This is a genomic window from Arthrobacter sp. StoSoilB5 (assembly GCF_019977235.1).
In the GTDB taxonomy this organism is placed as follows: Bacteria; Actinomycetota; Actinomycetes; order Actinomycetales; family Micrococcaceae; genus Arthrobacter.
This window is the reverse complement of record NZ_AP024646.1, coordinates 2,244,094-2,263,658: the sequence shown is the minus strand read 5'-3', so window position 1 is coordinate 2,263,658 and position 19,565 is coordinate 2,244,094. Positions and strand designations below refer to the sequence as shown.

The window sequence follows — 19,565 nt, the reverse complement described above, 5'->3', positions numbered from 1 at the left end:
TTCTCCTAGTTTTTGTCGGGCCTGGAGTCAGGCATCGTGCGGTCGCCCCGGAAAGCGTTCGTCATGATGGTGAACATCGCGGCCTGATCGAGCTGCCGGGGATTGTTGTCGACCAGCCGTTTGGCCAGCAGACCCTGCTCGGCGATCGTCGGCAGGTCTGCTTCGTTCACGCCAAGCTCGGCGATGGTCGGCACGGCGAGCCCATCGACGATGGCGTCCAGCGCTTCGATCGCCGACACGGCGTCAGTCCAGGGGTCAACGCCGGAGGCAACGCCGAGCGAGGCGCCGATGGCGGCGAATTCACTGACCCGGGCCGGAAGGTTGTAGCGGGTCACGTACGGCAACAGCGCGCCGACGCCGAATCCGTGTGGTGTGTGAGTGGCAGCCCCGATCGGGTACTGCAGGGCGTGTGCAGCCGATGTCCCACCGGTCCCTATCGCCACACCGCCGAGGAAGGACGCGAGCATCACGTCGCGGCGTGCATCGCCGTTCGACGGCTCCCGCTGGGCAGTCAACAGACTTCGCCCCATCAGTGAAAGCCCTTCCAGGGCAGCGGAATCGCTAAACATCGATTTCCCGATGAAGACCCGTTCCGAGCTAAGCTCTGCGGTCGGCGTGCGTCTCACAGCGGTGTACGACTCGACCAGGTGCACGACGGCATCGATTCCGGATGCGGCGGTGAGCGACGCTGGGCACGAGTAGGTTAGCTCGGGATCGCAAATAGCTGCCTGCGGCACAAGATGCGGGCTGGAGATGCCGACCTTCATGGCTCGGTCCGGATCGGCGATGACGGCCACAGGCGTGGCCTCCGAACCCGTGCCCGCGGTCGTCGGGACAGCGATGACCGGCAGTATGGGCCCGGGCACGGCGTTTTCCCCGTAGTAGTCGGACGGCTGGCCGCCGTGGGACAGCAGCAGTGCCACGACCTTTGCCATGTCGATGCAGCTGCCGCCACCGAACCCGATCACGGAGTCGATCGGAGTATGGGCCAGACCAGCGACGCATTCGACCACCCCAGACAGTGGAAGCTCAGGTTCCGTCCGGTCGAAAACGTTCACGGACACGCCATTGGCGTTGAGGCTGGCGGTCAGTTCGGCGAGGTCGGGCGATGTCCCAAGCCGGGCGTCCGTGCAGATCAGCACGTTGCGGCCGTAACCGGCCGTGATGGAGCCGAGCGCTCGGCGCTGTCCCGCACCGAACAAGATGGTGCGCGGTAGCCGCAGCAGTCCGCAGGACGTTCCGGACGCAACGGGCCCGATACCTCCTCCGTGTGGAGAGTCGGTGGTCGCGGTGAAGTTCATGGGGTGCCTTTCGAGTCAAAAGTTCAGGGGCAGCGTGCAGATCTCATCCCAGAGGGCACCGGGAAGCGTGATGCCCTCCGTGGCGGCGCGGTCGCGGCGGACATCCGATGAATCCCCGGGAGCCCGGACCGGATTAGCTGGATCGACCGGCGGCGATGTCCGCACGGCAGCCAGGTATTCAGAAACCGCCTCCCCGAAACCGGCTTCGGCCACGATGAACACATCGCCCTTATTGGACGGGTGGATCGAGTCGAGCGTGCCGACCACGTCGCGACCCAGTGCGGCCCCAGTGAGTGCGGTGACCAGCACCTCGAATGCGAGCCCTAAGCCATAGCCTTTGGCGCCGCCGAACGGGGCGATGGAACCACGCTTGGCCCGCTCGGCATCGACGGTTTCCTCTCCATCCTCGTCGAGGGCCCAACCCGGTGCTAGCTGGGCTTTGCGGTTGGCGTGGTCGTGGATCTTGCCCATCGACACCAGTGAGGTGGCCATGTCGAACACCAGGGGCCGCGGTTGCGCCGGCACTCCGATCGCAATCGGGTTGGACCCGACCATTGCGATCCGCCCGCCGTAGGGGTGCATAAGCGCCTCGCTGGTGGTCATGGCGATACACACTTGGCCACGGTCCGCGATTCTTCGCGCATACCATGCCAGCATGCCCAGATGGTTGCACGAACGCACAGCAGCCGCGGCGACGCCAGCACCGTTCGAGCAACGCTCCGAAATTGCGTCAAGGGCATGGACCCCGACCACAGGGCCGAGACCGTTCTGGCCGTCGACTGACGCCAGCGCATCCCCGCGCCAACTAATCCGTCCAATGGCAACCGGGTCAGCGACCCGGTTGCGGATCCGCTCGATTACCCTCGGCAGGCGCAACAGACCGTGGGACGGCAGCCCTCGGGCCTCCGCGTCGATGAGCAGATCGGCCTGCAGGTGTGCGTTCTCTGCGGGAACGCCCGCCGCAAGCAGCGCCTGTACCGCGGCCTGCATCGCGTCATCGAGACTGACGCGTACAGATTCAATTGCAATCAAGTTCCTACTCGTCTTCCACTAGGAAGCCGGGGCGGCGGGCTCTCCCGCCGCCCCGGCCTCTGCCTCTTAGCTCGGTCGAACGCCCTTTGGAGCGAACGCCGAGACCGTCTGAGATGCTCTCTCCCTGTGTACTCAGGCTCTCTGGCGTCGGCTGCCTCGGTGGCGCCAACGACGGCAGAATGTTCAATAAGCGCCTCTTCGAGGGACTTTGGCTTCGGACGTCTCGGAATCCGGGCACGTCCACCCTTGAACGGAACCTGTTCGCACTACGGTCCAGCCGGACGTTCCGCGCTTAGCTGGGCGCTGAGCAGGATTCCACCCTCCCACCGGCTAGCGCCCTGCTGGTAGTAAGCACCCACGATCTCGTCTACGGAAAGCGCGGCGAGTTCATCCACCGGGGACTCGAATAGACGCAGCTCGGCGTCAGCCGCCCACGGACGGCCGCTCTCAAGTTCGACCTCGCTGTGGACGACGAGCTCGTCGAGGCTATCGGCCCCTCCTATTTCGATGGACCTGAGCAAGCGGCTGTGCAGCAAGGGTCGACTCGTTACCGACGGGCCGCGGTCTACCTGCTCGCGCAATGTGAATCGGGCCTCAGCCAGTCGATGGTCGGCGGCAGCCAGGCTTGCGCCGAAGCGACCACCCGGCTCCACGCGCGGCGCCCGCCCATACGGGAAGGGTCGGGTCATATGGACCGAACCGATCTTCTTCGGATACCCCATGTGAATGCCGCGGCCGAGGGAGAAATCGCGGGTTACCCAAACGTAGGCGATCCGCGTGTATAGAACCCCCCGATACCGTGCCTTGACTGCTAGCAAAGCCTCGCCGTACTGGGACCGGATCGGGTCGAGGAGTTCCTCTCCCCCTTCGGAACAGGACTGGACATCGGTGAAGACCATAGCCACAAGGCCAGGGTCGTCCTCGTCCAAGGCCAACTGCTCGGGCAGCAAGGCACGAACATTATCGGGATTTGTACGGTACTCAATAGTCGCTGCGGTGGCTGCGTAATACCAAGGCGGCGGGGGGATCAGACTTGCACGTCCCTCCGGAGAACGCGGAAATAAAAAACCACTGGGCTCGGTCATGATGGGGTTCCTCTTTCAGGTAGTGCGCTGCCGCTGTGTTGGGAGGGGCAGCGCTGTCATGTTGTCGATGGATCTACGCCGGTGCAGGGTTCGAGCCCCAGGCAGACCTGGCGGCGCGGCGGTGGTCGGCTGCCTACTCGCTGACCGGTTCCTTGGTCCGACCTTGGGCGGCATCAAAAAGCGGAGTGTCCGGGGTTCCCGTGTTCCGCAGGGTAATGACGTTCTGGGCTTGGATGCGGATGTATTCCGCGTGGCTGCGTTCGGAGAGGAATGCCACGTGGGGGGTTACGAGAACCTTGGGGTGGCCGATGAGGGGATGTCCCTGTGGGGCGGGCTCGGTTTCGAGGACGTCCAGGGCGGCACCGCGGAGGTGACCGTTGTCGATGGCGTCCCGCAGCGCGTAGCTGTCGACAAGTTTCCCCCGGCTGACGTTGACCAGGACGCTGCCGGGACGCATAGTGGCAAGTGCTTCGGCGTCGATGAGGTGGTGGGTAGCCTCGGTGAGTGGGACGTGGAGCGAGACGACTGTCGATGTGCTGAGAACCTCTTCAAGGCTCGTGCGCCGTATCCCATCGCGTTCGAGGCTGGCGGCGGTCTGGGCTGTTTCGGGCAGGTATGGATCGTAGGCGATGACTTCGCCGAACAAAGGGCTGGCGATCGCGCCGACGCGGCTGCCGATTCTCCCGAGTCCGATAAGCCCAAGGCGCTGTTCACTCAGTCGTGGAAGGGCAGCGTCGGGCCGGGCCAGCCAGTTTCCCCGGGCGGCATTGTCGTGGAAAAAGGGCAGTTCCCGGACGACACTGAGGGCCATGGCGAGAGCGTGGGTTGCTACCTCTTCAGCCGAGACCCCTGGCAGCGCTGTAACCCATATCCCCCGCTCCCGGGCCGCATTGACGTCGACCTGGTCGGTTCCCATAGAGCAGAGGGAGATAATCTTCAGATCCGGCAGGGCGTCCATCATCGAGGCGGTCAGGCGGGCGTAGCTGATCAGGAGTGCTTCGGCTCCCCGGGCACCCTGGATGATCTCTTCCGGGTCTTCGGTTGCGAGGTATTCGACACGGTAGCCGTTCTCCTCGAGGAGGGCGATGCCAGCGGAGAATTCCATGTCCTCCAGGTCTGTGTAAACGGCGAGGGGGCGTGTATCAATGGACATGGCTAAGGAATCTCCTAGTGCGCTCGTGTTGGGGGTCGTCGAAGAATTCGTCGGGGGGCGCCACTTCAACAATGACTCCCTCGTCGAAGAGGGTGACTTCGTCCGCCACTCGGCGTGCGAAGCTGACCTCGTGGGTCACAACGACCATCGTCATACCGTCGTGGGCAAGGTCTTCCATAACCTTGAGTACCTCGCCGACAAGCTCGGGATCGAGAGCCGAGGTCGGTTCGTCGAAGAGGAGGACCGACGGGCTCATGACGAGCGCGCGGGCGATCGCGACGCGCTGCTGCTGCCCCCCCCCGAAAGCTCCGACGGATAGTGCCCGGCACGGTGCGCCAGGCCTACGCGGTCGAGCATGGCCATGGCGAGTTCTTCAGCGTCCTTGTGGTGGAGGCCCTTGACGGCAGTGAGGCCGAGCATGACGTTGCGCGCTGCGCTCAGATGCGGGAAGAGGTTGAACCGCTGGAACACCGTCCCGATCGACTGCCGCTCGCGGGCGAGGACCCGTTCGGGGTGGGCGTGGCCGCGGGCGTTGGGACCTCCGATCGGATTGCCATTCAGCAGAATGCTGCCGCTGTCTGCCGGCTCGAGCAGCGCCATGAGCCGGAGCATCGTCGATTTGCCCGAGCCGGAAGGGCCGAGCACTGCTTTGACCTGCCCCCGGTCGATGCTGAAATCGACGCTCTTGAGCACGGACTGGCCGTGATAGGCCTTGGCCAGCTCTCGGACCTCGAGCAATGGTCCGGGCGAGGCGGTGGCGCTCATGCACTCGCTCCTTTCTTGACGGTTTCCTCGACCGCCGGGTTGTCCACCCGGGCGGGGGACCTCCGCGAGGTCCAGAGGAACTTCTTCTCTACGGCACCCTGGATGAGAGTTAGGACCGAGACGATGATCAGGTAGTAAACGATGGCGACCGTGTAGAACTCGGCATAGCGGAAGGTGACGTTTACCGCAATTTGAGCTGTGGTGAGAAGCTCTTGGAGTGAGATCACGGAAGCCAGCGAGGATAGCTTTATGAGTCCGATGAACTCGTTCCCGGTCGGAGGGAGCGCTATGCGGACGACCTGCGGCAGGATGACCTTGGTCATCACCTTGGACGGAGACATCCCGAGTGCCCTTGCCGCGAGGTACTGGCCCTCGTCGACGCTCAGGAGCGCCGATCGGATAATTTCAGCCATGAACGCGGCCTCGACGATGCCCAGGCCGACGAACGCTGCAAGGAAGGGCGAGAACCAGTCCTGACGCAATACCGGAAAGAGTTGCGGCAACGCGTTCCAGATGATGAGCAGCACAAGAAGTGCCGGGATTGCCCGGAATATCCAGATGTACGCCGACGCGGCGGTTTGCGCCCACCGGTTGCCCGAGGTCTTCCCGAGGGCGAGCGTGAAGCCGATGAGCGTGGCGAGGATAAGGGAGAGCACCCCTACGCCGACGGAAAGCAAGGCGCCCTTGGCGAAGTCTAGGCTTGTGAGTTGTTGGAGAAGTATTCCGACATCGAATTCCATGGTATTGCTCCTTCTGGGCCCGCGTCAGCCGACGTCAACCATGGACTTGTCGAGCTTGTACTGCTCGGCGATCTTTGCAAGGGTTCCGTCCGCGCGCAATGCCTTGATGCCCTCGGCTGCGGGCGCGGTGAGAGTGTCGCCCTTGCGGGTGTACATACCGGTCTTGATGTCCTGCGGGTAGCCGCCGCGGACTGCCACGAGCTTGCCTTCGTTCTGTGACGCTATGTATGCGGCGTCCACGTCGGTTTCGACGAGCGCGTCCGCCCTGCCGTTGAGCACGGAGAGGACACTCTCGGAAACCTTGGGGTACTCGAGGAGCTTGGGCGCGGGTTTGCCCAATGCCGCGCAATCGGTTGCAAGGGACTTGACCTTCCCAGCATTCGCGCTCGATGCCTGGGCGGTTACGGACAGTCCGCAAAGATCGGTGGGCTTCGTGAAATCATTCTGCTTCGCTGTGGTCGTGACGATCATCGGGCCGGTTTTCGTCACAGCAGCGGCGTCAAACGTGGCAAGGCGGGTCTCATTGATGTAGAGACCGCTGAGCATGACATCGCAGCGCTTGCCCTGAAGGCCGGGCAGGAGGCCGTCGAACGCGCTCACCGCAAACTTAGCCTCAAGGCCCCAACGCTTGGCAAGGGCGCGCGAGACGTCGGCGTCAAAGCCAATGACGTCTCCGCTCGAGCCGTTCTCGTAGTAGTCCATCGGGGGGGGGACTCCGGGTCGGTGCAGACTGTGAGCTTGCCCGCTTCGATCAGCCCGGCAGGAGCGGGTCCCCCGGATGAAACCGATGACGCCGTGGACGGGCCAGAACACCCGGTTAGGGCAATGAGGGTCGCGGCAGCTGCACCCGCGACGGCGGAAAGGCGTAAAGGCATTGTGGACTCCAATTGAGGGGGCTCGAACAGCGAGCTGAGAACGTTGGGCCGAAGTGGCGATAATCACACGATAGCGCGGCACGCTCACTCGTGCAAGCAGTTTTCCAATATTCGTGTCGCCAAACTGCATATTTGACACTTGAATTAGGACTTTGAGGGAAAAACGTCACTGATTGGCGCTACCTGGTGCAGTCCTGCATATACTGGGTTTAACCCAAGGAGGACCGTGGCTAACGAGACCATTGACGAGGGCATTTTCCATGCGCTTCAGCAGGACGGCCGCGCTTCTTTCAGCGACCTTGCCCGGCGGCTGGGGATCCCGAGGGCGGTGGTCGCTGCCAGATTCGGAGAGTTGACCGCCTTCGGTGGCCTCAGGATCGCAGCCGCCGTGCACCCTCGCGTGCTTGGGTTCAACGCAATGGCCCGGCTCGCCGTCGAAACTTCACTCCCCACATCGGAAGTAGCCGGGGCAATCAAGGACATGGGCGGCTGTCACTTCCTGTCCCTCGCGACCGGCCGCGCCGGAATCGTCGCAGAGTTCACACTTCCTTACATTGCGGACCTCTACGAACGGATCGACCAGATCCGACGACTGCGAGGGGTCGAAGGAGTCGACACCCATATCTACCGCGAAATTGCCAAGAGCCAGCTCATTAGCATCGATCCCCCCACACCAGGCATCACGATCGATCAGACGGACCTCGGGCTCATGGCGATCCTCCAGGAAGACGGTCGAGCCGGATTCAACGCGCTCGGAAACGCTGTCGGACTTTCCACCAACGGTGCGCGTACCCGTGTTATGCGGCTAATTGGCTCGAACGTCATCCGCATCGGCGCGACCAGGCTGCGGCCCGGATCCCTCGCCATAGGGTTCGGAGTCAGGACATCCGGAGCACCAGATGAGGCCATCGCCTATTTCTCAGCCCTTCCGGAAACCGAATTTGTCGCCACATGCATCGGACGGTACGACTTCATAGCGACCGTCGTACTCGAAACAGCCGCTCAGTCGGTCAACGTGCGCGACGACGCTTTGCGCCTCCCATCCGTGCGCTCGGTCGATTCGTGGGTGCACACCTCCATCATCCACGAGCGCTACGAGCAAACCATCGATGCGCAGACTCCGGGGCCAGATACCACTTTGACCGACGATCAGCACGCATGACCCGATGAAGGATGGCAGGGCCGGGCTGAACTCGTCCTGACACTCGTCAAACCGACCGGCACACGACCCCGTCGAACACACCCCCTCAGGAAAGCACGGATCGCGCCAACGGCCGCGGCGTCCACAGCATTCTTGTTACCTTTCCGGTATGAACTGACCCGCGTGGATTGCGGATGCCCCGGGTGCGCGCAGACATTTCCTCCACAGGTTGCCGTCGGGGTCCTCGTTGACGTGGACGGGTCAGGGCACTGAGCCGCGGCCGGGAGCCGCTGATCATCACCCAGCGCAACACCGAGAAGCGGCTCCGGGCCGTCATGGAGTCCTACAGCCCTGCCGTGCTGTTGGCCGGCCGGCTGAGGATGCTCACCGGACATGTCAGGCACCTGACACTCATGGTCGGCACGGGCGAGAACCGCACATGGTTCCCGTCCGCGGCAGCCCTATGGCCGAGACCGGCCTGGCCTCGTCACCCGCCGCTCCGCCCTGACCCGGCAGGTGAGGTTTCGCTCCGCCAACAAAAGAACGCCCCACGATCGGCAAGGGCAGGGTACGTTGGGCCGCAAAATGGACGGCGGCACTGAATGCCTTCGACGGAAGAATAAACTAGATGCCAACCGAAGATCCACCGCTAGATGGACGCCCCTCTAGAATGAGTCAGGTTGTGCCAAGCTGACGACAACTTTGTCCTACTTTCACCCACTCCATTGCCTAACGGCCCCAACTACAGGCTCTGTAGCCTCGTACGTATGACCGATAACTCACCTTCGCATGTCAAGAAGTCCTCATCACCTAGCCCGACTGTCGGCGCCTACTACTTTCCCAATTACCATGTCGATCCCCGAAATGAGGACTGGCATGGAACAGGGTGGACCGAGTGGGAACTGGTAAAGCGCGCCGAGCCACGCTGGGATGGTCATCAGCAACCGCGCATCCCGTTGCGCGGTTATGAGGACGAGGCGGATCCCGCCGTCATGGCGGACAAGATCGCGATGGCCACGACTCACGGTGTGAACGCGTTTCTCTTCGACTGGTACTGGTACAGTGGCCGACCTTACCTGCAGCGCGCTCTTGAGGATGGGTTCATGCCTCGAGCCGAGGCGGGCGGCATCCAGTTCGCATTGATGTGGGCAAACCACGACTGGACCAACATTCACCCCATGAAGCGGGGGACGCCGCAGACAATCCAGGAGCACGGTGGCCTCGATGCCGACCAGTTCCGTGCTGCGACCGACTACATGATCGACCAGTACTTCGGACATCCGAGTTATCTGCACATCGATGGCCGCCCGGTACTGCAAATTTACGACCTTCCTACGTTGGTGCACGGATTGGGCAGCATTGATGCCGCTCGCGCCTCCCTTGACGACTTGCGCAAGCGCGTCGCTAATGCGGGGCTAGGCGATCTCCATCTGAACGCCATCGTGAAGGATGTCACCGTCCTGCCGCAAGAAAGCGCCGGCTTCGACGGGCCGGGCTTGGTCGCCGCCCTTGGCTTCGACAGCGCGACCTCCTATGTGTGGGTTCACCATGTCGAGCTGCCTGAACTTGAGACGCCGTATTCTGCGGTCGCAGAAGAAGCTGCGGACGGTTGGGAAGTTCTCTCGTCGCGCTACAGTGTCCCCTACTATCCCAACGTCACGGTCGGCTGGGACTCCTCGCCCCGCACGGTGCAGTCCGATCTCTTCGACCCGGCCCAAGGCTATCCCCACACCAACACCATCGCCGAGGCCACACCGGCGGAGTTCGGGAAGGCGCTGGAGCGAGCCCGCGCCTTCGCTCAGCAATCCGGTTCGCCCCTGGTCACCATTAACGCCTGGAACGAGTGGACCGAGGGCACGTATCTTGAGCCCGACACGCTCCATCTCCACGGCCATCTTGAAGAGATACTTCGCGTCTTCGGAGGCCACAAGCTCTGAATCCCGTTCGGCGCACCGCCCATTAGACGTGAGTGGAGGGATCCCGTTGTTGCGCTACGCGAAGGGTCCGGGCTGTGAGACTTGCAGCCCGGACCCTGTCGCACGTGGCACTCGGTCCTCCTCCGGTCACCAGTAACCACTTCACTTTGGTGTTTCTGGACACCGCAGGACTACTGCACAACGCGGAATTTCCCAAGTTGCGGAGCATTCACTGTGGACACAATCCATACCGGTTGAACGAACAATGACTGAATTCCAATGGAGAAACCAAATAAAACGTGCAGAGCCGCACGGATCCTATGCGCACCTACGTCCGCACAATCTTCCGACGTTTCGCCGCGTCTTCGGGCGTCCTGCATGCGGCCGGAAGCGTGCGGGGCACGTGGGAGAGGCGGTGTTTGAGCGTGGTCCTCTGATCACGTCCGCCGCGGGTGTCTGCTGGGCAGGCTGGAGACCGGTAACACGATTTTGGTGGTGAACCCGTACGCGGACCCTGCCGAAGTCATGGCGGCGGGCGCCGAACCGTCAGTCCTGGCCGATGCCCTCTCGCGTGCGGATGTCCTGTCGTTGCATGCCCCTGCCCTGCCGGAGACGCGGCACATGATCGGGGCGGCGGAGCTTGCGCTGCTTCGGCCGGGAGCGACGCTGATCAACACTGCCCGCGGGTCGCTGGTGGACACCGCGGCTCTGGAACGGGCGTGTGCCTCGTGTCGGCTGGACGCCACACGAACGTATCCCAGTGGGTCCGATTCCAGCCGGTGTACGGTGACTGAGCGAAGTCAGGCTCGAGGTTCATGGCTGCAGCCAGACTTTCGAGTTGCGGGCAATGCCGAGAGATAATCAGCTTGACAAGACGGGCCCGGACTTCCTCCGACCTCAGTTCGTCGGTCATTGATTTCTACCGTGAAGTTTTGTTCATTGTTCTTTCCATTGGAATTCTGGCCACAACGGTTGCCCGCGGCCGTTGACTAAGTCGCGGCCTGGCGCGCTGCCGCAACCTCTGGCAGTTCAGGGCGTGCCTCGCGCGAGACTTCCTCAATCAGGCGAAGCAGTGTCCCGGCGTCGCGAGCTAGCTGGGTCGCTGAGTCGCCGAGAACGAATTCGAACAGGACATCGTTGAGGCTGCGCTGCCCGTGCATCCGCTCCAGAACCGCGCACCACAAGTCAAATCTGTCCGCGAGCGGTCTCCGCTCGTCCGTGGGCCACCACGAAAAGGCATGCACGGCAAGCACGTTCCCGGCCAGCAGGTCCAGGCCCCTGAGCGCCTCCACATCAGGCATTCCCTGGGGTGGCTGCCAATACGTTCCCAGCCCTCTCTCACGTTCGATCTCCGACAGGAGCGCCGCAGTGGACTCGGCACGGTCAGTCAGGGTTCCGCCGTGGAACTCAAGTCCCACCAACACGTCCGCAGAAGCTGCTGTGTCGGTGAATTCCCTGGCATCGTGGACTACCCCCGCCCAGTGATGAGGCTCCGCGGCGGCCGAGCCTCGTGTGCCCGCCCAGACCCGTATCCGCGGTGCTCCCAACGCAACGGCCGTTTCTACCACTGCCTCCTGTTCCGACCCCGTGCTAGAGCCAAGGCGAAGGTAGGAGCCGTAAGAGGCAACTGCCAGTCCCCCATCGACTGTACGATCCCTGACCTCCTTGGCGCAGACGACGTCGCCGGCTGGCACGTGGATGTCACCGCCCCACTCAATCGCTTTCAAGTGGGCGTCGACTGCAAAGCGGATAACGTCCGCAGGAGCGTGCGAACGAAACGTCACCGAGCATAGGCCAGGCCGAATCTCCGAATTTCTAGACACCGATGGCCCTTCCGATCGAGACGGGCGCATTAGGAGCTCACCCCAGCCGGGGACGGACCAGAAGCGCCTGAAAGTTCCGGTGGTGATGCCGAACCGAAGACGCGACGGATCTGCTTAAGGTGTCCAGCGCCGTGCAGGGTGTCGGGCTCAAGGTGGCTGCCCTCGGTCCATTCGTTCCAGGCGTTGATAGTCGCCAAAGGGACTTTCGTCTTTTCGACGAACGCGCGCGCGTTGTCGAGTGCCAATCCAAAGTTCTCCGGAGTGGCAGCAGAAATGATGCTTGTGTGAGGGTCGCCGAGTCGAGGGTCGAAGCGGTCTGACTGGACTGTCCGCGGCGAGGGGTCCCAGCCGAGAGTGACGTTGGGGAGGTACGGGACATCGAATCGGGCCGTCAGAGTCTCCCATTCAAGGTGAGCCCACGCCAGCATCTCGGAGTAGAGAGCTTGCAACTTCGGCATGGCGTGGTGGTGTACCCAAACGTAGGAGGTCCTACTGTTGAAACCAGGTTCGTTTATGGGAACCACTTCGTCCACCGAAATGCCATCCTGGGCCGGCTTAGTCCGAACTGTGGCGTTGAGGTGAATCTTGGGCCAGCCGGCTCGGGCGGCGCGCACCCGCTGTCCATCCGAGGCCGTCACACTTTAGCCACCCTGGCCACGACCTCGCTCCAAGGGCGTTTCTCACAGATCCAGACGAATGCTGGGTACTGTTTGCCCCATTTCTGGACCTCTGGGGCCCGCCATCCCTAGCTTCAGCGAGAGCAGACGGCACACGCTCGGCGTTGCCTACTGCCGGTTAAGCCACTCAACCACACGGTCGATGCTGCGCTCGGCTATGCCGTCCTCCGGACGGTTCAGATGACCGTGTTCGGTTCCAGGTTCTGTAATTACTTCTATCGATGTCCCTGCTTCGGCAAGGTTTGAGGCGAAGGCCTCACCGGATACTCGGAGTTCATCGGCTTCGTTGTTGATCATTATGGTCCGAGGGAATCCCCGGAGTTGTTCAATTGCGGCGATGCCTGGAATGGCTGCTGCTGGACCGTCGGAGGCAGGCCCTCCCAGGAAATTCTCATACATTCTGAGCACACTCCGGGGAGAAAAAACTTCGGGATCCGCCAATCCGGCCAACAGGGATGTGATATCCGAAGGCGTGGGAGGCTGCACGGCGTGAAGCGTTGGATAGGCGAGGAACGCGCCAACTGGGATCGCATTCTGAGGGCCCGCGGCCTCAATCAGCCGCAGCATTACTCCAGCTACGAGGTTTCCGCCGGCACTTGCCCCGCCGAGCACCAGCCTTGTGGAATCGATGGCGAGTTCTGGCGCGTTATCCAGTGTCCAAGCCCATGCGTCCAGGACATCGTCGGAGGGCGCGGGCCAATGGACGCCATTCCCGCACAGTCTATAGTCCACGCTAACCACAGTCACTCCACGGGCAGCGAACGCCCTTGCAGTGTAATCCGCTTCCGGCCACTCCAGGGTTCCATGAGTGAAACCACCGCCGTGTACCCAGACGAGCCCCGCGCCTTCCGGCGCACGAACGTGGTCGAGGGGATTCGTTACTCCGGGGTAGACACGCACTCGGACAGGTCCTTCGCGGCCATCCACGATGTGATCCGTGGCGTCTCCCACTTTCGAGGCAAGACGGTTTTGGGCTTCCGACATTGGGGTCCATATCTGCTTACAGCGATTTATGAATCGATTCAGAATGAACCCTAGGATGCGGAAATAGGATTGTCAATGGCACGAATAGCAGACAGCGGCCAGCGGGAAGTGTGAGGGTCATTAAGGCAGGCTGCGAGCGACTCTATGATTTCGTGATCTTGTTCCCCATGCTCGACCGCGCCATTTGCGTTAGCCATGTCGCGTTCCGTTAGCGCGGCGATCAGCGCGGCCATCCTCTGGCCTCCGGAGACCTCGAACATGTCGGACGCGACGACGGGGACCAGCTGTCCTCCGCTTGCGCGCAACCGACTTGTCTGACTCCGATTCAGGAGCTTCCCTTTTGGCCACGCTTCTTGTAGCTTGCGGAAGACATCCCACAGATTTCCGTTGCGGAGCAAACCCTCCGGCTTCTGGTGCCCAGTTCTGCGGGAGGTCAACTTTGTCCCACTTTGGCACAACCTCACTCGTTCCGTAAGCGGTAATCCGCCAATAATGTGGGAGTTGCGGCGTTCGGGCCAATACAAACGTCAGGCAACTGAATGCCAGCGTGGGTCTCATGTTTCACGGCGGCGACGGGGTGGGCGGCGAGAAGACCACGACGATGGAGAAGATGTGCTGACTTTGCTTAAGTTCACGGCCATCATATCGCCCTGGCGTTCGGTGAGGAGCTACGGAAAATGTAGGGACGCCTGGAACTAATTCCCGGCTCCACCGGCCAAACGCCGCTACTGGAAGTGTTACTGGATGTATTCCGGAAAGTAGGAGAACACAAAGATGGCTCATGCAACAACGAACCGTGATCAATGGCTGGAGTGGATGTTGCAAATCGGCAAGCCGGTGCTGAGTGCATTGGCCGAACGCAGGTTGAAGGAGCGGATGCCCGTCCAAGGCATGGGGGACGATCGTGGCGAGTACACCTACCTGCAAGCGCTCGGACGGTTACTGGCCGGGATGGCGCCTTGGCTGGAACAGACGGGATTATCCGGCGAAGAAGAGGAACTCCGCAGCGAGATGGCACGTCTGGCGAGAGAAGCCATTGATTCTGCCACTGACCCGTCGTCGCCGGACTTTATGAATTTTGCGCACGGTCATCAGCCTGTCGTCGACGCTGCCTTCCTGTCTCACGCCATGGTCCGGGCACCAAAGGAACTGCTTGGTGAGCTTGAAGGACGCGTGAAACAAAATGTAGCCGATTGCTTGAGAGCTACTAGGTCGAGAAAACCTGCCTATAACAACTGGCTGCTGTTCGGAGCCATGACGGAGACGGCCCTGTCCATGCTTGGCGAAGAGTGGGATCCGATGCGGATCGATTATGCCCTGCGTAAGCATCAAGAATGGTATTTAGGGGATGGAGTCTATGGGGATGGGCCGGAATTTCACTGGGATTACTATAACAGCTTTGTCATTCAGCCCATGATGGTTGATATTTTGCAAACAATGGGAACGCAATCGCCGGATTGGGAGCAGATGACGGCTGACGTAGTTCGCCGTGCGGCACGGCACTCGGCCCAGCAGGAGCGACTGATTTCTCCGGAAGGCACCTTCCCTCCGATAGGGCGATCGCTTGCTTACCGGTTCGGTGCATTTCAACTATTGTCCCAGGCTGTTCTGCAAGGTTTTCTTCCAGAGGAGATCGCACCCAACCAGGTTAGATGCGCGCTGACGGCAGTGATCCGCCGGATGATAGAAGCCCCGGGAACCTTTGACCCGGACGGCTGGCTGCGGATCGGGTTTTGCGGCGATCAGCCGGGTATCGGCGAGGCATACATCTCTACAGGAAGTTTGTACCTATGCGCTACGGTGTTTCTGCCTCTCGGCCTGCCGCCAGAGCACCGCTTCTGGCAGGGCGAAACGGATTGGACTGCAAAACGGGCCTGGGCCGGTGAGCCCTTCTCGACGCACTAGTCCGGGGTTTCATGACACATCGCTGAGGGCGTGTTCAGTAGGGAAAGGGTGCCCAGAACCTGCTGCTCTTGGAAGAAATCGACGCACCGGGTTTCTTTGACTTCGTCCTGACCGATGTTGCCCAACACCACCAGGCCGCTTGGTTCTTGGTGGTTCGTGGGGAAAAGGATTCCCAGGATGAGTGTCATGCTGCCATCTGTACGGCACTTCTCAAGAGAATAACCGTCGTCGCGCCGGTAATTTTCAGTATCTCGATCTCTTTCCACCACTTGCTGACGGTGCGGTAGGGCCGGTTCGTCTCTCGGGGTTGGGCGGCTGCCTTGACAAGTTCCTCGAATTCGCTCTGCGCCGTCGCAGCGTCCTCCATGGAGCCGATGCGCAGCAACATTTCGGCCAGCCCCTTGACCTGTTCGGAGAGGTTCTGTCGTCTCGCGATCACGGCCTGGTTGGCCAACGCCGCCGACGGTTCGTTCGCCACAAGTTGCATGGCCAGCCGCCAGGCCAGAGTCCGGGCGAAGAGCCACTCCTCGCCGCCCGCGCGGTCCCGGCCGTCCGCGGCGCCAAGCACGTGGACCGAGTCGAGGGTCTTTCGAATCGTGGTCATCCACGCGAGAACGCATCCAGCCCTTCGATTCGGGGTCCTGGAAGGAGCGCACGCGCGCCGGTTCCTCTCAATACCAGCGGCACTTGGACCAGAGGACCTCCACAGGACCAGCGACCAGAGTGTCCTTGATCAGCTGGTAGCCGCATTCCTTCCGCCTTGACGCGACCACCCCACCCCAGCGGAAGGAATCCCAGATCCTGGATCGCCTCAACCAAGCTGTCCCGGAGAGGCAGAACCAGACGCCGCAGAGAGATTCAACACCAGCACCGGCAGGACTTTTCGTTTGCTTCCTTCGTTCCGACGGAATTGAAATATTTCACCAGTCCCAACTGAGTATTGACCCATGTTCTGAGGAGGGCTATGGTTTTCGTATTGAAATGATTCAATTTCGCATCCTCTTAGTCATGCAAAGGAGCTTGACATGCGTCGTACCTCAAAGACTCCGGCGGCACTTCTCGCCGCCGCGGCCCTCGTCTTGACTGCACTCGCTGGATGTTCTACCTCACCATCCCAGCCGAGCGGGACTGTTTCGCTCACCTGGTGGGGCTGGAACATCGTCAACAAGGATCAAATAATCCACGAGTTCGAGACTCAGAACCCCGGGATCAAGGTCACCTACAAGAATTTCGACTACACGAACTACCTGACAGCACTGCGACCCGGCCTCTCCTCTTCCGATGGCCCGGACGTGTTCCAACTGCAGCCCGGTGACCTGGTGGGAACATTCGGACCTTTGGCTGTACCGGTCGACACTCACATAGCCAAGGACGCAGGTCCGGACTGGGCATCCAAGTTCAACCCGGCCGGACTCGACCAGCTCAAGCTCAATGGCAAGCAGGTTGCCCTCCCGTCCTATATGTCGGCGGCCGGCCTCGTCTACTACAACAAAACGATTTTGGATAGGTATGGTCTGAGCGTTCCGAAAGACTTCTCAGAATGGAAGAAGGTCTGTCAGACCTTGCGGGCGAACAAAGTCGACTGCCTCGCCCAAGGGGCAAAGGACGCCTGGGCGAACACGGACGTCTTCCTCTCACTAATCAACAGCATTGCTCCAGGAAAAGTGTATGAAGCGATTAGTGGAAAGACTTCTTGGACCGGGGTGTCTTTCAAGCAGGCCATGGATGCCTGGTCCGAACTGTTCACCAGCGGCATCATCGCGCCAGGCGCCACTGCCGCGAGTGAGTACCCGGACGCCCAGACAACATTTCTGGGGAACAAAGCCGCGTTCATTGCCTTGGGAACCTGGAACACCCCGGCGACGATGACCAAGACGGGGCAGGCCCAGATCCAGGACACCGTCACCGCTAAGATCGACGGGCTGTTCCGGAGCGCACCGTTCCCCGCACCGATCGCTGGTGGCACACCGACGCAACTGTTTGGTGGGCCAGACAACGGCTATTCTGTCTCTGCCAAATCCCAAAAACAGGACGCTGCATTCAAATTGCTTGAGTTCCTCACAGTCGGCGATGGCCAGAACATTCAGGCCGCCGCAGGCAACATCCCCGCCATCAAGTCCATCAAGGTGTCGACTTCCGACGTCATCGATCCCAGCCAGGTCGCTGACATCGAAGGCCAGCAGGCCGGCGTCTCGCAGCTCGTCGGCCTGCGGCAAATCCCCTACGGCGATCTGTCCGCTGCGATAGGCCAGGCGCTTTCAGGGGTTGCCGCAGGGACCACAAGTCCGGCAGATGCGCTGACGCAGATCCAAACGGCTTCCGACAAAACCAAGCGGTAGCCCTCATCAGACGGTAAATGGACGGCTGCTGGTTCAGCCTTCCCCACCGCAGGAAAGAAAGAATGATGAGCAAGCAACTTGAGGGCAAGACTGCCCCCGCAGCAGCAAGCTTCCAGAAGGCCGCGACTCGCGGGCCGTCCACACCTCATCGGCGTCGCCGTGGTCAGATCACCGTCTATCTGTGGGCTCTGCCGGCCCTCATCCTGGTTATCGGCGTCGTTCATTTTGGAATCGCAGCAAATGGCTACTATTCACTGTTCGATTGGTCAGGTGTCGGAGACCCCACCACGTTCGTCGGCATCGACAACTACACGACAGTTACCAGCGACCCTGAGTTCTGGCAATCTCTCGGGAACACTTTCGTCTTTGCCGTTGTAACCGTTACCGTCCAGATGCTGCTGGGCCTAGGGCTTGCGGTGCTGGTCCGAACCCAAACCCGGCTTCGAACCGTCCTGCGCACATTGGTGTTCGTCCCCGTCGTCCTGGCCCCGGCGGTAGTTGCGACGTCGTTCCGCTTTCTTCTCACGCCTGACGGAGCGTTCAACCAGTTCCTGGACTCATTCGGCTTTTCTGGTTTCGAGCAGCCTTGGCTGGCGGACCCGAAAACCGCGTTGATGACCATCATGGCGATCAATATCTGGCAGTACACCGGTTACAGCTTCCTCATCTATGACGCTGCCCTCGGCCAAATCGACAGCGCTATCTTCGAGGCCGCACGCATCGATGGTGCTTCCACCGGGCAACTTGTGCGATTGGTCGTGCTCCCGATGCTCAGCGGCTCACATGTAGTTCTCGTGGTCCTGGGATTCATCAGTTCACTGAAGGTGTTTGACCTGGTGTTCCTGACCACCGGCGGTGGGCCCGGCACCACAACCCAGGTACTCACCGGATACATCTATCAACAGGTCATCTCGCAGTTCCACGCAGGGGTGGGAGCAGCCGTATCGATTGTTCTCGTCCTTATCGCGCTGCTTTTTGCGGTACTGCAGGTCAGGCTCTCAACTAGGGAATCGAGGTAGGCGTGTTTCGTTTCCAGAAGCTCGCAGGCAGGATACTGAGCCAGATGCTCATCGTCCTCGCCATCGTCATTCTTGCCATACCGATCTGGTTGATCGTTCAACAGTCCTTGACCGGGCGAGGCCTCGGCAACTACTGGATCGTCTTCTCGACGACTCCATTCCTGCGTTTCTTCCTCAATAGCCTCATTGTGTCCGTGTCCACGGTGGTGCTGGTGATGTACTTTGCGCTTACCGCTTCATACTCCTTTGCCATACTCCGTCCCAGGGGTACCCGGACTGGTTTCACCATCATCTTGGCTGGGCTGGCGCTCCCCGGCATCGCTCTGGTAGTTCCCCTCTACTACGCGGTCCAGGCAGCGGGCCTACTGAACACCTACTGGTCGGTCATAGTACCGCTCACAGTGGTCTCGATTCCGTTCGGGGTGCTTGTCGGAACCAACTATATTCGTGGTTTACCAGCCGAACTCTATGAAGCCGGCCGACTCGATGGTGCCAATTCATGGCAGTTCTTCTGGAGAATACTTGTCCCTGTGTGCCGCCCGATCCTGTCGGTTATCGCGATATTCACTTTTCTCGCAGCCTGGAACGAGTACTTGTTTCCCCTCATATTCATCCAGTCCACGGACCTGCAGGTCCTGACTCAAGTCCCAACATATTTCCAAGGTGAGCGACTCGTTGATACGCCCAAGCTCTTCGCGGCCAACATTCTCATTTCGATACCGATAGTCATCGTTTTCATTGTTTTGCAAAAGAACTTCCGAGCCGGCGTTTCCGCCGGAGCCGTCAAATAGCCACCGTCCCCAAAGGAGA

Annotated in this window: 18 protein-coding genes and 1 pseudogene; 7 read left to right on the top strand and 12 right to left on the bottom strand. The window is 61.1% G+C overall.

The features are described from left to right. Positions 1-5 precede the first annotated feature (5 nt). The 7 genes and pseudogenes from LDN75_RS10290 to LDN75_RS10260 all read right to left on the bottom strand — a co-directional run bounded on the left by LDN75_RS10290 (position 6) and on the right by LDN75_RS10260 (position 6,778). Positions 6-1,301, bottom strand: coding sequence for an iron-containing alcohol dehydrogenase (locus tag LDN75_RS10290; RefSeq protein WP_223937179.1), 1,296 nt, complete (start codon positions 1,299-1,301; stop codon positions 6-8). 15 nt (positions 1,302-1,316) lie between these two features. Then, complete coding sequence (locus LDN75_RS10285; protein ID WP_223937178.1) at positions 1,317-2,333, bottom strand: Ldh family oxidoreductase; 1,017 nt, start codon at positions 2,331-2,333, stop codon at positions 1,317-1,319. A 266-nt stretch (positions 2,334-2,599) separates the two neighbouring features. Then, positions 2,600-3,418: an acetoacetate decarboxylase family protein gene (locus tag LDN75_RS10280; RefSeq protein ID WP_223937177.1), complete on the bottom strand. Its 819-nt coding sequence runs from the start codon at positions 3,416-3,418 to the stop codon at positions 2,600-2,602. A 133-nt stretch (positions 3,419-3,551) separates the two neighbouring features. Further along, positions 3,552-4,571: a C-terminal binding protein gene (locus LDN75_RS10275; RefSeq protein WP_223937176.1), complete on the bottom strand. Its 1,020-nt coding sequence runs from the start codon at positions 4,569-4,571 to the stop codon at positions 3,552-3,554. Beyond that, positions 4,561-5,336: pseudogene (locus LDN75_RS10270) on the bottom strand (amino acid ABC transporter ATP-binding protein). Before LDN75_RS10270 ends, LDN75_RS10275 begins: the two are co-directional and overlap by 11 nt. Beyond that, positions 5,333-6,076, bottom strand: a complete 744-nt coding sequence (locus tag LDN75_RS10265; RefSeq protein ID WP_223937175.1) for an amino acid ABC transporter permease — start codon at positions 6,074-6,076, stop codon at positions 5,333-5,335. Before LDN75_RS10265 ends, LDN75_RS10270 begins: the two are co-directional and overlap by 4 nt. A 24-nt stretch (positions 6,077-6,100) precedes the next feature. Then, positions 6,101-6,778: a transporter substrate-binding domain-containing protein gene (locus tag LDN75_RS10260; protein ID WP_223937174.1), complete on the bottom strand. Its 678-nt coding sequence runs from the start codon at positions 6,776-6,778 to the stop codon at positions 6,101-6,103. A 399-nt stretch (positions 6,779-7,177) separates the two neighbouring features. Here LDN75_RS10260 and LDN75_RS10255 point away from each other — a divergent pair, with 399 nt between their 5' ends. The 3 genes from LDN75_RS10255 (at position 7,178) to LDN75_RS10245 (ending at position 10,869) form a co-directional block, all read left to right on the top strand. Then, the gene (locus LDN75_RS10255) at positions 7,178-8,113 is read left to right on the top strand and encodes an AsnC family transcriptional regulator (protein WP_223937173.1); all 936 of its coding nucleotides are present in this window, start codon (positions 7,178-7,180) and stop codon (positions 8,111-8,113) included. Between the two features lie 746 nt (positions 8,114-8,859). Beyond that, complete coding sequence (locus LDN75_RS10250; protein ID WP_223937172.1) at positions 8,860-10,029, top strand: glycoside hydrolase family 99-like domain-containing protein; 1,170 nt, start codon at positions 8,860-8,862, stop codon at positions 10,027-10,029. Positions 10,030-10,533: 504 nt separating this feature from the next. Beyond that, complete coding sequence (locus tag LDN75_RS10245; RefSeq protein ID WP_263422385.1) at positions 10,534-10,869, top strand: NAD(P)-dependent oxidoreductase; 336 nt, start codon at positions 10,534-10,536, stop codon at positions 10,867-10,869. Between the two features lie 128 nt (positions 10,870-10,997). Here the strand turns inward: LDN75_RS10245 and LDN75_RS10240 are convergent, their stop codons facing one another. The 3 genes from LDN75_RS10240 to LDN75_RS10230 form a co-directional block, all read right to left on the bottom strand. Further along, positions 10,998-11,792: a TIM barrel protein gene (locus LDN75_RS10240; protein ID WP_223937170.1), complete on the bottom strand. Its 795-nt coding sequence runs from the start codon at positions 11,790-11,792 to the stop codon at positions 10,998-11,000. A 68-nt stretch (positions 11,793-11,860) separates the two neighbouring features. Further along, positions 11,861-12,289 (bottom strand): glycoside hydrolase family 99-like domain-containing protein, encoded by a 429-nt coding sequence (locus LDN75_RS10235; protein WP_223937169.1) that lies wholly within the window; start codon positions 12,287-12,289, stop codon positions 11,861-11,863. Between the two features lie 327 nt (positions 12,290-12,616). Continuing rightward, positions 12,617-13,492, bottom strand: a complete 876-nt coding sequence (locus LDN75_RS10230) for an alpha/beta hydrolase fold domain-containing protein (RefSeq protein WP_223937168.1) — start codon at positions 13,490-13,492, stop codon at positions 12,617-12,619. Between the two features lie 774 nt (positions 13,493-14,266). Between LDN75_RS10230 and LDN75_RS10225 the strand changes: the two genes are divergently transcribed. Beyond that, positions 14,267-15,397 (top strand): DUF2264 domain-containing protein, encoded by a 1,131-nt coding sequence (locus tag LDN75_RS10225; RefSeq protein ID WP_223937167.1) that lies wholly within the window; start codon positions 14,267-14,269, stop codon positions 15,395-15,397. On the opposite strand, the gene LDN75_RS10220 is transcribed toward LDN75_RS10225, so the two are convergent. Further along, the gene (locus tag LDN75_RS10220) at positions 15,394-15,585 is read right to left on the bottom strand and encodes a hypothetical protein (protein ID WP_223937166.1); all 192 of its coding nucleotides are present in this window, start codon (positions 15,583-15,585) and stop codon (positions 15,394-15,396) included. The two genes, LDN75_RS10225 and LDN75_RS10220, sit on opposite strands and share 4 nt — an antisense overlap. Continuing rightward, entirely contained in the window at positions 15,582-16,001 is a 420-nt protein-coding gene (locus LDN75_RS10215; protein ID WP_223937165.1) for a hypothetical protein, read from the bottom strand. The genes LDN75_RS10220 and LDN75_RS10215 overlap by 4 nt, the downstream gene beginning before the upstream one ends. A gap of 421 nt (positions 16,002-16,422) precedes the next feature. On the opposite strand from LDN75_RS10215, the gene LDN75_RS10210 reads away from it, so the two are divergent. The 3 genes from LDN75_RS10210 (at position 16,423) to LDN75_RS10200 (ending at position 19,546) form a co-directional block, all read left to right on the top strand. Continuing rightward, complete coding sequence (locus LDN75_RS10210; RefSeq protein WP_223937164.1) at positions 16,423-17,736, top strand: ABC transporter substrate-binding protein; 1,314 nt, start codon at positions 16,423-16,425, stop codon at positions 17,734-17,736. 62 nt (positions 17,737-17,798) lie between these two features. Continuing rightward, positions 17,799-18,755: a sugar ABC transporter permease gene (locus LDN75_RS10205; RefSeq protein ID WP_223937163.1), complete on the top strand. Its 957-nt coding sequence runs from the start codon at positions 17,799-17,801 to the stop codon at positions 18,753-18,755. 2 nt (positions 18,756-18,757) lie between these two features. Beyond that, positions 18,758-19,546, top strand: a complete 789-nt coding sequence (locus LDN75_RS10200; protein ID WP_223937162.1) for a carbohydrate ABC transporter permease — start codon at positions 18,758-18,760, stop codon at positions 19,544-19,546. Positions 19,547-19,565 lie beyond the last annotated feature (19 nt).

Coding starts and splice junctions, on each gene's coding strand:
- LDN75_RS10290 (WP_223937179.1), bottom strand. CDS start 1,301: ATGAACTTCACCGCGACCACCGACTCTCCACACGGAGGAGGTATCGGG.
- LDN75_RS10280 (WP_223937177.1), bottom strand. CDS start 3,418: ATGACCGAGCCCAGTGGTTTTTTATTTCCGCGTTCTCCGGAGGGACGT.
- LDN75_RS10275 (WP_223937176.1), bottom strand. CDS start 4,571: ATGTCCATTGATACACGCCCCCTCGCCGTTTACACAGACCTGGAGGAC.
- LDN75_RS10265 (WP_223937175.1), bottom strand. CDS start 6,076: ATGGAATTCGATGTCGGAATACTTCTCCAACAACTCACAAGCCTAGAC.
- LDN75_RS10260 (WP_223937174.1), bottom strand. CDS start 6,778: ATGGACTACTACGAGAACGGCTCGAGCGGAGACGTCATTGGCTTTGAC.
- LDN75_RS10250 (WP_223937172.1), top strand. CDS start 8,860: ATGACCGATAACTCACCTTCGCATGTCAAGAAGTCCTCATCACCTAGC.
- LDN75_RS10245 (WP_263422385.1), top strand. CDS start 10,534: ATGGCGGCGGGCGCCGAACCGTCAGTCCTGGCCGATGCCCTCTCGCGT.
- LDN75_RS10235 (WP_223937169.1), bottom strand. CDS start 12,289: ATGCCGAAGTTGCAAGCTCTCTACTCCGAGATGCTGGCGTGGGCTCAC.
- LDN75_RS10230 (WP_223937168.1), bottom strand. CDS start 13,492: ATGTCGGAAGCCCAAAACCGTCTTGCCTCGAAAGTGGGAGACGCCACG.
- LDN75_RS10225 (WP_223937167.1), top strand. CDS start 14,267: ATGGCTCATGCAACAACGAACCGTGATCAATGGCTGGAGTGGATGTTG.
- LDN75_RS10220 (WP_223937166.1), bottom strand. CDS start 15,585: ATGACACTCATCCTGGGAATCCTTTTCCCCACGAACCACCAAGAACCA.
- LDN75_RS10215 (WP_223937165.1), bottom strand. CDS start 16,001: ATGACCACGATTCGAAAGACCCTCGACTCGGTCCACGTGCTTGGCGCC.
- LDN75_RS10210 (WP_223937164.1), top strand. CDS start 16,423: ATGCGTCGTACCTCAAAGACTCCGGCGGCACTTCTCGCCGCCGCGGCC.
- LDN75_RS10205 (WP_223937163.1), top strand. CDS start 17,799: ATGATGAGCAAGCAACTTGAGGGCAAGACTGCCCCCGCAGCAGCAAGC.